Origin of the sequence: Sulfitobacter brevis (genome assembly GCF_900112755.1) — a bacterium.
Taxonomy (GTDB): domain Bacteria; phylum Pseudomonadota; class Alphaproteobacteria; order Rhodobacterales; family Rhodobacteraceae; genus Sulfitobacter; species Sulfitobacter brevis.
The window spans coordinates 1-12,163 of record NZ_FOMW01000033.1; the positions used below are offsets into that span (position 1 = coordinate 1).

Consider the following 12,163-nt stretch of genomic DNA (forward strand, 5'->3'; position numbering starts at 1 on the left):
CCCAACCGATGACGCGGCGAGAGTACAGGTCAAGGATGACGGCCAGATAAAGCCAGCCCTCACTGGTCCAGATGTAGCTGATGTCTCCTGCCCACTTTTGATTGGGGCCATCAGCTGAGAAGTCCTGATCCAGTAGATTGGGCCCAATGTTGAACGTGTGGTTGCTGTCAGTCGTGGCCTTGTATTTTTGGGTTCTGATGATCTTGATGTCGTTCTCACGCATCAAACGACCTACGCGCCGGTGTCCGACCTTCAGTCCCAGCTCCTGCAGCTCTTCGGTCATACGAGGCCGACCATAGCTTTGCAGGCTCAGACGGTGTTGTTCGCGGACATGTGCCAAGATCACCATATCGTCGCGCTGCCTGCGGCTCATTGGACGGCTTCGCCATGCACGGAACCCCCGCGATGTGACCTGCATGATGCGGCAGAGAAATTCTACAGGCCAAACTTCTTTCCAGGCATCGATGAAAGCAAACCTCATCGGCTTTGGCCCGCAAAGAAGATTGCCGCCTTTTTTAACACTTCCCTCTCCTCGCGCAGCAGCCGGACTTCCTTGCGAAGGCGTCCATTCTCCTTTTCGACGTCCTCGTGCGGGCCCGACATCAGATCGTCATGCTGATGCTTCTGAACCCACTTGTTCAAAGTCGAAAGACCCACGCCCAAATCTGATGAAACTTGCGGTCTTGTTAAGCCGCTTGTAACCGCAATGCGCACTGCATCACGTCGAAACTCGTCTGTGTATCTCTTTGCCATTCCTTATCTCCTTCATAGCAAACATTGCTCGAAAGAGACCGGAACTAAACCGTGGCAAGACCAGCTTAGGCTCAGGGCGCTTGGCAACTCGTCTCTCTCAAGCGCAACGGCGGCAATCAACTCGTTCCTCAAACTCTCCGACAGACAGACCGCCTTAAATAGCGAGATTGCAGAATGGCACGGGGAGTCCCTCGTCGATGGAGAGGCACCTCGTGATTTGTTCGCGCGCCTTTCAACTGAGATGAGAACTCGCGCGGAAGTAAAAAATCTAATGCGTAATTCAATGTTGGCATCAGTTGTCCGGCTAAATCCCGACGGAGTTGAGAAGCCCGGCAACCACCTAGTTTTTTCCAAAAAGGATCAGATAGAGGATAAGGAATTCTCGGCTGAGTACATTATGCCCCTTCTTGATGCTGCCACCAGTTGGCGTGACAAGGCATTTTGGGCGTTAGTAGCCGGCGCTGGCTTACGGATGAGCGAAGCGGCGCAGATCACTTGGGATGCAGTCCTTACCGAACAACGGAAGGTCTTTATCTACGATCCGGAAGGCCATCGCTATGCGGACCAACTCCCAGAAGAGTACGCCCCTCGTTTCAAAGGAAGAAAGTATTCCGGGACCTACATCATTCCACAACTTCGCGACGTTTTCTTTGAGGCGCTCGAGCAGTATGTACGCAGAGAGTACCGGCCAACAGGCAACCACAACTTGGTGTTCCAAGATATTAGGACCGGTCAAAATGGACGTCCGTTCATGCTGGTGTCGGACAAGAACATGGGATCAGCGTTCAAACGCGCATGTCGGAGAGCTGGGGTGCCAAGGTTGCCGAATGGAGAGGAATATACCCTTCACTCACTTCGACATTTCTACGGTGTCTTCATGCTCAATTATATTCCGGTAGAAGGAGGCTATGGCCTCAAGTTGACTGAAGTCCAGAGACTGATGGGACACGAGAAGGCGTCAACTACAGCGAAGTATGCACGAGAGGATAAACTGATCTTACAGAGCAAGCTGGAGCTTTTCGATCAATTTGTCCTGAATGGAGGTCTAAAAGAAACCGATTTACGTACCATGCTCGCAAAGAGGCATCAGGAAGCGGCTAAACGCCTACTTTCAGGAATCACTGGAGAAACAGGCCATTGATTAATTTATCGACCGAACCAATAATTAAAGAATTGTCTGCCGGTGATCTTAATCTAGTGGCTCAGCAGGTTGTTAATTTAACGGAGCAAACCTTTTTGCGCGACCCGACACGCTATCGTAGAGGGTATTTTCGGATGTCATCCCTTGTGAGAGACGGGTTGAAGATCGTTACTGATCCCACGCAGGCTATTCATCAACTCATCGATATTTCAATGGGGACGCCTAATATTGGCAGTGAATTAGCAAGTGAAATAGATTGGTTTGAAAGCTCGCCATCAGGAACAAAACGACCTCAGCTCAAGGCTGCAGCAAGAAATATCCTATTCGAACTTTGGTGCCGTAACAAAATAATTCTCCCTATGGACTTTGCATTCGCCAGCTCAATAAGCTCAGAATACCGAATTGAGCGCGGAACGGAACTTCTGCGATTTATAAGTTCGTACCATGCCGGAACCGAAGACCTGGCTCGATATGGTGCACAGGTAGAGTATCGGATCACACAACACTCGCTAGCCTGGATATACGGAACCGATTGGCATGCCCTCTCCGATATTAGTGTTGAAGATGTCTCATTTCTTTGGGATGAGCTTGACAGACGTAGAAAGTCAAACAGCCAGTCCACAACTCCCCCTTCTGTTAATATACTAACGTCGGTTCTGCTTGACCAGAACTTGCTAAATTTCACTCCAGCGGAATTTGAAGAAGTAGTTGATGCAAGAGCACATAAGGCTACACAGCGGGCAATTTCGACCCGATACAGCATTGAAAAAACAAAGGTCGACCACTCTCACGGAGGCCCACGCAATTACGGATACTTTGCGTTGCTGGAGCACCTTGAAGGAACCCAATTTGAGTACCCCCAGGAGCTCGCTAATCGCTGGAACAATCTGTTCGATGAATACATTCAGCACCGGGTTAACGCGAAGGGTTATGAGGAAACGGCAGCACTTAAGCGGAGATTTTATCCCTTTGCCGACTATATTGCGAACCATCTGCCACAAGTTGCGCACGATATGGGAGAGATTACACCGCTCATCTCTGCCCCAAAAGACTTCAAAACCTACCCCTACATAGATCAGGGCGATAGAGCACAGTTTTTTAGGACCTTCCTAGATTACGTGCGAAGCCGGACTACATCGCCTGATTCCCTACGATCATATCTCACCCCAATTTCAGAGTTCTTCAAGTGGGTTGAATATCGGTATGGAGACTCAGAATTTAGCCACATTGCAGGCCCTGCTTTTAAAAACCCAATAGATGTAAAATTTAACATCCCAAGAACTAAAAAACGAAATGGGACAAACAAGGTTCCGGTTGGCGCCGAAACACTACCTCATCTCATATACTGGCTATATGGGGTCGAAGAATTTGGTCGTTTCCTTCAAAGCCGCGACTCCGAAGCCTGGAAGGGTTTTGAGCTAAGGCGGGGGTTTAACGACCACATCATTGCGTGTGCGGACTATGGCTTCGAGCCAGAATACACATACATGGATGAGACATATCGCATAGAGAAAATTCCTCTTTCACTTTTAGTCGGTCAACTGGAGGTTTCAGCGGGGCTGAATTTGAGTGCCTTGCGGATGGTTATCGCTGCTCTCGAGACTGGACTGCGTTTTCAAGCTGTCCAGTGGCTGGACCGACATTCGTGGGATAGCGAAAATAAGGGAATTCGCGATGAGGACTCGTTTTGCAGATTGTTCGTCAATACCGACAAAACCAAAGATAGAGCTTGGACAACCTTCGTTCCACGCAGGGTTCGAGACCTCTTACTCAGGCAAGAGGCCGATCTCCAACGAATGGGGGTCATGCCAGTGCAATTTAACTACGAAGATCGACCTCACAGTCGATTTGAAAAAGTTGTTCCGCTCTTTGCTACTTTGAGAGGAAGACTAATAAATGACGGAAGCTATGACAGGTTCTGGAAGATCTGCCTATATGCTTTCTCAGGCTTCAGCCATCGAGCCCAGCTTAACTTGCCAACTCTCCTATCTCTGGTTCGACCGACTGGAAAGCTGGGCCAGCCGCATCTAAATTCCAAAGGGTTTCTTTACAGCCAGTTGAAGATTGAACCTATTCACACGCCGCACAGTGTCCGCTCGACTTATATTACAAGACGAAGTGGTGTAGCTGACCATATCTTTCTTGGTCAACAGGTGGGTCAGTCTGATGCTGTTGTTACAGCGCATTACGATTACCCCGAACACAATAGAATGATCGATATTCTGGAAGCAGCCGAGCAATCCCTTTTTGACCCCAAATCGGTCCGGCCGCAAACTGCGACAATTAGGTCCGGGCCTGCGGTACTGAAGGCGAAGTTAGCCAATAGCGCTCTAAGAAAATCGTTTGAGGCGGACCGAGACGAAACTATCGAGCGGTTCAGAATGATCAGTCTCGCAAAGTCGCTTGAGGATGCAGACGAAACCGGAATTGATCTACTGCGCAATTCAAGATCGGCCGACATCGTGTTTCGCGACACACACATCTGCCCGGTAGGGGAAGAATGCCCTGGTGACGTTGTCACAGCGGCAGGGGAGATGATGAGATGTGGCGTTTGCAAACTGGCCTGTAAAAGTATTGATCACTTACCTGCAATTACAGCCAAAACACGCGCCATCAAGGGCCGCATCCGACACAATAGCAGCTTGTTCAAGGCCGTTAAGGCGGCGGGTGATCGGAACGAAGAGATGCGGTCTATAGCCCAGTCTATCGAGACAGATGCATATGAACTCGCCGGATGGGAGCAGTCGGAAATCATTTTGCGAGATTTGCTTAACGACGAAGATTACAATGAGTGGTTCCTAACCGACGAGCCTGAAATTGTTCGTGATCATTTAAAGCGTGTGGTTAGGGTAAATGATCAGCAGCAGTTTCTTGCAAGCAGAATTTTGGATGCAGATGCATATCCTGCAATCATCACTGATGACCTGCGCATTAAGGCAGCACGGTTGATGCGCCAGGTGCGAGCTGACGATGACTTTGAAGGCCTTGATCCGGATGCAGACATAAAGTCCCTCGCTTCTGCGATGAAGGCACGAATGAGGGCTATCGGGTTGAGCGTTGACGAAGCCGGGGAGCTTCTAAAAAACCCATCCCAACTATCGCAGAAACCTCAGATAAAGCTAATTGCGGAAGATTGATATGCCCCCGAAAAAAGGGTCGAAAAATGCAGCGAAGTATCAGCGGCAATTGGTAGAAAGGACCATGTCACTACTGAATGATTTGCTAGCCGACATGAATTCGTCAGGGGCACTGTTTGAAAATATCACATCGCTCTCGAAGTTTCTCGAAAAGAGGTCGGGAGCATCTAGTGTAACTCTTCGTCGAAACCCGCGCTATAGAGAGCTGCTTGATAAATACCTTAACTCCCAGCGTGGTGCAGTCAGCGTTCTATCTAAGACACAGAAAGATCAAAATATTCTAAAAACAAGGATCAAGCTACTGGAGATCGAGAACTCCAACAAGGCCACAAAAATCAGAAGACTTGAGGCAGCGCTGTCAAACCTAACACAGAGTGCAGATATCACCCCCCCCCCACTAGAGGCGCCGGAGGTTGACGGAAGCCGCAACTCGTACGACGATTTCACCTGTACGGCGAATTTAGTGCTCGCTCTTCTCGAACTCTTACCAGGTGTGATCGTGGACTCTAAGAGACGGGTTATTATCGATGAACACAGCCTGTCATCTAATGATGTCGTAGCGACCGAGAATTTGGCCGGTCCCTTTATCAACTGGATGCTCTCGAGGGACGCACTTTAATGGTCGAGATGGACCTGTCTCGCTCTCAAACCGCTCTGCTGCTCGCTTATGCCCCTTCTTGTTCGAAAGCGACAGGAATTTTCTAGCCCAGTGCTGTCGATATTCAGGGAATCTCGGACGCATCTCATAAATTTCACAATTTGATGTGGAAGAAGGTAACCACACCATCGATACCGCATGTTATCCAACTTGACTGCATGCCTAGACGGGCTGCGGCTTCCACTTCCACGGCAACAATTCATCCAGCCTATTGATCTTGTGATCGCGGTTGCGGTCTATATTATCAGCTAAAGAGACTCGAGGGTTGAGCCTATTGAGCTTTGCAGTCTGGATGATGGTCATGGCTGCGCCAGCGTTTCCGCCCTAGTTTCGGCCCATGCAATAGCCGGATTGAGGGCCACTTGCCGACTGAAACCATAGCAGTAAGTCTTGGCCGAATCATACTTGAGTGAAATATACAGGAGCCTACGTTCGGACCAAGCAAAGTAGGCTCGAACGCTCGGTGGACTCAGTTTTTTCTTCGCCCAACGATGAGTATCAATTTGGCGCGGTTAGGTACCCTCCCCCTGTGTCAGGGACGTTGTCCGCTGCTCTACTTTTCCTCTATTTCTCAGGTGGGCGGGATAGGACGATGACATGGGATATTCACCAGAACGCAAATCGGCTGTGCTGAAACGGATGCTGCCGCAACATAGCCATTCGGCAGTTATCGCAGGAGGAAGGTATTTCCGAGGCGACGCTGCATAAGTGGCGTGCGGTGGCTCGCGGCAAAGGCCAGCTTCTGCGCGATGCTGACGCCAGCCCTAAGGGCTGGTCTTCGCGTGACAAGTTTGCGGCGGTTCTGGAAACGGCAGCTCTGAACGAGGCCGATCTGGCTGAATTCTGCCGCAAGCGCGGGCTCTATCCGGCGCAGATTGCAGCGTGGCGTTCGGCCTGCGAACAGGCCAACGACTGGGACCGCACCAGCACGGCGCGGCTGGGCCGAGCGACCAAGGAGGAGAAAAAACGGATTAAGGATCTGGAGCGGGAGCTGGCGCGCAAAGACCGCGCATTGGCTGAAACCGCAGCGCTGCTGGTTCTACGAAAAAAGGCTCACGCGATCTGGGGGGGCGACGAGGACGCATGATCAGCACCCCACATCGTCAAACCGCAGTTGTTCTGATCAACAAAGCCGTCACCGCTGGTGCGCGTCGTGCCAAAGCCTGCGCCGAGTTGCATATCAGTGACCGCACCCTGCGACGCTGGACAAACGGCGGACAGGTTCAACCTGATCAGCGGCCCCTCGCGGGACGCCAGGAGCCGCCCAACAAGCTGAGTGCGGATGAACGCGCGGCCGTGCTGAAAGCCTGTAATTCAAAGGAATTCTCCGATCTTCCGCCCAGCCAGATCGTGCCGAAATGTTAGTCGTTTCCATGGTGGTGTATCTCCTTCGGTTGGGTTGCTGTCTTCCAACAACAAATCAACCAGATACGCCGCCAACCTTCAAACCGCCAAAACACCAGATTCAGTCATAGCTCTCAGGTCGGCCGCGCGCCAATCACAACGCGCGCCTGCAACTAAAGAATGACCTGTTTTTGTAAATCATTGGTTATCCGCTTGCACCGATAAATCTCTTTCGTTACTAGATCCCCAACCGGATTCGCGTAGTTCACAGCTTGTTCGTTAAGGAGCGTAGAGAGGCTTCTTAACTTTGAAGAATGACTGCAATTATTAGGTTATGGAAAGTGGTCACCAACCCGCACGAAGGTGCGATAGGCTGATTAAGATGTTTAGTTTTAGTGCCCCTATAGCTCAGCTGGTAGAGCAACTGATTTGTAGCGTCGCTTCAGGCTTTAATTCTGAGGCAAGTTGCAGCCCTCGATGGAAACGTTGAGGTGAACTGGTGTCAAATTCGGGGAAACCTTAGCAGTTTCGGCTGTTGGCAATCCCGAGCGAAGCTTTCTGGGGCAACTCAGATTGAACGTGTAGAGACTTGACGGCACCCACCTAAAGCCTTTCGAGGCCACGGTGAAGAGAAAGTCCAGACCACAAAGCGCCTAGTGCGTGGCGGCGAAAGTCGTAGTGGTATGAATCAGTAGGTCCGCGGTTCGAGTCCGTGTGGGGGCACCATTTGACTTTCAGAACTAGATAGAAACCGTAAGGCTTTAAACGGCAAGGTGGTTTCTGCAGTTCAAAATACCTTTTCTCCTAATACACTCAGGGGTGCTGCAAAGGCTAGCCCAACACCGTTCTCTTGAGTTCGCAGGAGAAATTTCCCCGAATCTTCCAAGGGGTTGCTAAAAGCTCCATAGAAAGTTCGAACATTTTGTCGAAGTTTCCTTCCGGCAGGTCTCGATTGGCCACCTTCTCTTGCATTACGGCAGTTTAGGAGCGCAATTTTGCGATCCTAGCAGCGTAAGCCCGAGCGGTCTCGTCACGATGAGTTCGAGCAGCTCTGTCGATCAGCGACCTGACTTCAATTTCAACTTCCCGCAAGCGGACTGTATGTCGCGAGACCTCCTCTTTGTTGTTCGAACGACAGCGATCCCATGCCTCGCGGAACATTCGACCGGCGAGTTCGAAAGTCGTGCTCGTTGGGGTGAGACTCTTCAAAGATGCTCGAATTCGGCCTCCAGCTTGCCTTAAAGTGCTCCCCGTTCTCTCGTTGGGGCTGGCAACGTTCGTGACTTCCCGATAACTTCCATGCAACCAGAGCGGGATAGGCGTAAAGCGACGTGGAAATTATTGATTTTAACGAATTAGAAAAAGTAGCACGCCTTTTGGAACGCTACATTCAGTCCGCCCATCTCAATTTTCTTTTTGGATCCGGGGCTTCGATGCCAGCCATTGAGCTTGCCGGTACTGTGGAGCATGAAATCGACCAGCATCTAGCGGCTTCAGAATATGATGAGGCAAACAAAAAAGCGCTGACCTTTGTTGAAGAACTAGAGTACCAGCACGGGTTTCTGCCCGATGGATACACAGATGGCGACGATACTGACCTCACGCTTCAAAATTACATTCATTTTTTAGTTTCCGTCGACCGAATTCTCTTTGAGAGAAAAAATATTCTCTTACCTCGTCAAGCCAACGTATTTACGACCAATTACGATGAATTTTTTGAGGTCGCTGCCTCTCTTCTTCCCACATTGGTTCTGAACGACGGCTTCAATCGACGCATAGGTAACTCGAATTTTGGGTACGCACCCGAATTATTTTTCGACCGAGTGTACAGGTCTGGTACAGTCTATCAGCATCAGTCCGAGGTTCCGTCGATTAACCTCATTAAGGTTCATGGGTCGATCTCGTGGAAGCGTCAGGCTGACGAAAAAATACTACTCGGGGAGCCTGAAAATGTTCAGCTCACCTTAATACAGAAAGATAATCCGCAAGAAGTCAGAGATGCTCTTGCAAAGCGAGCTGTTATCTTACCCAACATGCGGAAATTCGAGTCCACACTATTGGATCGAGTATACTTTGACCTTCTACGCTTGTACACAAACGCAATGGAGGTAGAGAATGCCTTACTTTTCGTATTTGGTTTCTCATTTGCCGACGAGCATATTCTGGACATTACCCGGCGAGCGCTGCGCAACCCAACGGCAAAGGTTGTGATATTTGCATACTGTCAAACCGGCGTTGCTGACTTTGAGGCAAAATTTTCAGCTCACCGCAATGTATTGATAGTAGCACCTACAGTGGCACAGCATATCGGTTTTCCTGAGTTAAACTCGCTTTTCGGTATGATCGGTAATGTTCCGGAGGCGTCGCATGCCTGATAGCCGCCTTCAGGAGGAAGCTGTCCTAAGAGTTGGCGAGGTGACAGAGGTCACTGGCCGTAAGATTTCGGTCACAGTCGACAGAGACAAGAACCTATCGGAGCTGTTTTTTGATGGGGACTTAATCCGAAACGTTGCAGTGGGCAGCTATATCGATATCAGAAAAGGGTTTTTCAGTTTAATAGGAAAGGTTGATGGTGAATTTTCTCGCCCCGACACGGCCTTCCTAGCTGAAGCAAGTAGAGTCCCCAGTTCAAAAAGGTCACTGTCAATCTCTCTTGTAGGCTATGTTGACCGTTCGGGCACGTTCTATGGTGGCACCAAAGAGTTACCTTTAGTAGGCAACGAAGCCTATCTTCTTACCAGCCAAAAAGTGCATCAGATCCACAATCTCGTCGCGAAAGACGCGATACCTCTGAACGTCGCCGTTTCAGATTACGAAGGATTCGAGATCAGCCTTCCCGTAGATGGCTTGATGAATAGTCATATCGCCATTTTCGGAAATACAGGAAGTGGAAAATCGAACACGGTCGCCCTGTTGTACCAGAGCTACATCGAAGCTATGCGACAAAGAAACCAAGCGATGTTCGAACAGCGAGTGCGAATAGTCTTCTTCGACTTCAACGGGGAATACTCTCGGGAGAATTGTCTTACCCCGGACAAGACCGTCTACAACCTGTCCACGAGACATGATCATGGTGATAAGGTGCCGTTATCCGAGGCAGGATTTCTAGATTTTGAAACTCTGTCCATACTTTCGGACGCAACTGAAAAAACTCAACGCCCTTTTTTACGAAGAGCCTTAGGCTTGGCCGATAGGATTCGACAGGGGGAAGAAAGCCGCAGACATCTACAAAACATGCTGCGGATGCAAATTTCCCAAATACTACAAATGGCCGATAAGGAACGAGCATTTTTACTCATTGACTACTTGCGCCAAATCCTTCCTGAGCGCGAGGATGAAGGTGTCGATGTGCCTCTCGAAAGCAATCTCATTTGGCACAACGTGACGGCCCAGTTTATTGGAAACGGGGCTTACCTAACCAGTAATCCAGACGCAATTCCGGAGACAGAAATCTATCAGCGTGTCGAAGCGTATGACTTTGACAACGACATAATCACCGATTTCATAACAATCTGCTACGTACAATTGATCTGGGATGTGCTCAATAATCGCGCTCAGAACGAGCACATTGCTCCTGCAATCAACAAGTTAAAGAGCAAGCAAAGCGACATTCGAAAAGTTTTCGATCCAACAAATACAGGTGATGTTTTCGCTAGAAATGTTGTTGTCATGAACTTGCACGACGTAAATATTGAGATGAAAAAAACCCTTCCTCTTCTAATGTCAAAGCGTCTTTATCAGGAACAGAAAGATCGCGCCGATACGGCCTCAGCTTTAAGCATAGTTATCGATGAGGCGCATAACATCTTGTCATATGAGTCATCTCGAGAAGCAGAAAGCTGGAAGGACTACAGGCTAGAAACCTTCGAAGAAATCATCAAAGAAGGCAGGAAATTCGGCGTATTTGTAACTGTCTCGAGTCAGCGTCCGAGTGACATCTCCCAAACGATCACATCTCAAGCTCACAATTACTTCATTCACCGACTAATAAATCACCGGGATCTTCAATCTATTGCCACGGCCGTATCCTACATCGACAAGATCACCGAGGAATCCATCCCTACACTGCCAACCGGAACTTGCATATTTAGCGGGATGGCTGGCCAGATGCCTATGAAGCTGGCTATGCGGCCCCTACCCGATATGCAGCAACCAAAGAGCACGACGCGAAAGTTGGCTGACATCGTGCCCAGTATTCAAGCTGGCTAACGTCGAACTGCCAGCCGCATACAGCGAAATGATCGATAGCCTTGCTGCAGATCGAAGATAAACCTCGGCTCAGCCTAGCCAGCTATGGCCGCCAAAGAATGACCGAAGATCTGAAGGATATTAGCGAGGACACCGGGCACCGGCGCGTTGAGCGCCTAATGCGCCATAACAGCATTTCAGAGGTGAGAGCGAGCAAACACAAGGTTGCGACATACAGCAATCACAGCTCGGATTTCGCAGCATGTTTCGACTGGCAGACTTTCAGGGCACTTTAATCCAAAGGAGCTACCGCAAAATTCTTTAGAGATACGAAGCTGATCACTTGTCATACAGGAGATAATACTTCAGTCCTTGGCTGGGTGGTTACATCTATGCAGCACGCAATTGGCGAATCTGCTTTCCAGAAGAACACAGACCTTGAAGGATTTTCGATTGATTAGCATTGGATTTTTTAACAATAAAGGTGGCGTGGGGAAAACGACACTTTTGTGCAACCTTGCTGCTTCTTTATCTATTATGCATAAAAAGAGGGTTCTCGTCATAGACGCTGATCCTCAGTGTAATGCTTCTGCTTACCTTTTAAATGAGGAACTTTTAGAGGAGGTTTTTCTGGATGCGAACTTCTATAGTATTGACTCATTTTTCGAGCCTATTCGGCGCGGCCAAGGTTACCCAAAAGACCATCCCAAAATAATTCGTAGCGAGAGATTTCAAGTAGATCTCATTGTTGGTGACCCAAAACTGTCGATAAGAGAAGATCTCCTCGCAACCGATTGGGCATCAACACGAAATGGAGAGCCTCGAGGCTTTCAAACTACGTTTGCATTTATACTCCGAGTCCTGCGGAATCCGATTTTGATGGCTTGACGGCTGGGTTTGAAACGATTCAGCTATGCCTATGATCCGCCCCGGCTTTCTTTC

9 protein-coding genes and 1 pseudogene are annotated in these 12,163 nt (G+C 49.4%); 8 read left to right on the forward strand and 2 right to left on the reverse strand.

Annotated features, from left to right (window positions below; translation table 11 throughout):
* Positions 1-753: pseudogene (locus BM174_RS21490) on the reverse strand (IS3 family transposase); the annotation flags it as partial.
* Between BM174_RS21490 and BM174_RS19695 the strand changes: the two are divergent.
* The 3 genes from BM174_RS19695 to BM174_RS19705 are packed head-to-tail and all read left to right on the forward strand — an operon-like array spanning position 737 to position 5,650.
* Positions 737-1,894, forward strand: a complete 1,158-nt coding sequence (locus tag BM174_RS19695) for a tyrosine-type recombinase/integrase (protein ID WP_177209552.1) — start codon at positions 737-739, stop codon at positions 1,892-1,894. The pseudogene BM174_RS21490 and the gene BM174_RS19695 overlap by 17 nt on opposite strands.
* A complete protein-coding gene (locus BM174_RS19700) occupies positions 1,891-5,031 on the forward strand; it encodes a hypothetical protein (RefSeq protein WP_143092505.1) in 3,141 nt (1,046 codons plus the stop codon). The genes BM174_RS19695 and BM174_RS19700 overlap by 4 nt, the downstream gene beginning before the upstream one ends.
* A 1-nt stretch (position 5,032) precedes the next feature.
* A complete protein-coding gene (locus tag BM174_RS19705) occupies positions 5,033-5,650 on the forward strand; it encodes a hypothetical protein (protein WP_093925533.1) in 618 nt (205 codons plus the stop codon).
* A gap of 201 nt (positions 5,651-5,851) precedes the next feature.
* Here the strand turns inward: BM174_RS19705 and BM174_RS19710 are convergent, their stop codons facing one another.
* Positions 5,852-5,992: a transposase domain-containing protein gene (locus BM174_RS19710; protein ID WP_218152955.1), complete on the reverse strand. Its 141-nt coding sequence runs from the start codon at positions 5,990-5,992 to the stop codon at positions 5,852-5,854.
* Positions 5,993-6,407: 415 nt separating this feature from the next.
* On the opposite strand from BM174_RS19710, the gene BM174_RS19715 reads away from it, so the two are divergent.
* The 5 genes from BM174_RS19715 to BM174_RS19740 all read left to right on the forward strand — a co-directional run bounded on the left by BM174_RS19715 (position 6,408) and on the right by BM174_RS19740 (position 12,109).
* Positions 6,408-6,776: a hypothetical protein gene (locus BM174_RS19715; RefSeq protein WP_093925534.1), complete on the forward strand. Its 369-nt coding sequence runs from the start codon at positions 6,408-6,410 to the stop codon at positions 6,774-6,776.
* Positions 6,773-7,054, forward strand: coding sequence for a hypothetical protein (locus BM174_RS19720; protein WP_093925535.1), 282 nt, complete (start codon positions 6,773-6,775; stop codon positions 7,052-7,054). The genes BM174_RS19715 and BM174_RS19720 overlap by 4 nt, the downstream gene beginning before the upstream one ends.
* 1,310 nt (positions 7,055-8,364) lie before the next feature.
* Positions 8,365-9,408, forward strand: a complete 1,044-nt coding sequence (locus tag BM174_RS19725; protein ID WP_093925536.1) for an SIR2 family protein — start codon at positions 8,365-8,367, stop codon at positions 9,406-9,408.
* On the forward strand, positions 9,401-11,242 hold the full coding sequence (locus tag BM174_RS19730) for an ATP-binding protein (RefSeq protein WP_093925537.1): 1,842 nt from the start codon (positions 9,401-9,403) through the stop codon (positions 11,240-11,242). Before BM174_RS19725 ends, BM174_RS19730 begins: the two co-directional genes overlap by 8 nt.
* Before the next feature lie 432 nt (positions 11,243-11,674).
* Entirely contained in the window at positions 11,675-12,109 is a 435-nt protein-coding gene (locus BM174_RS19740) for a ParA family protein (RefSeq protein WP_093925539.1), read from the forward strand.
* Positions 12,110-12,163 lie beyond the last annotated feature (54 nt).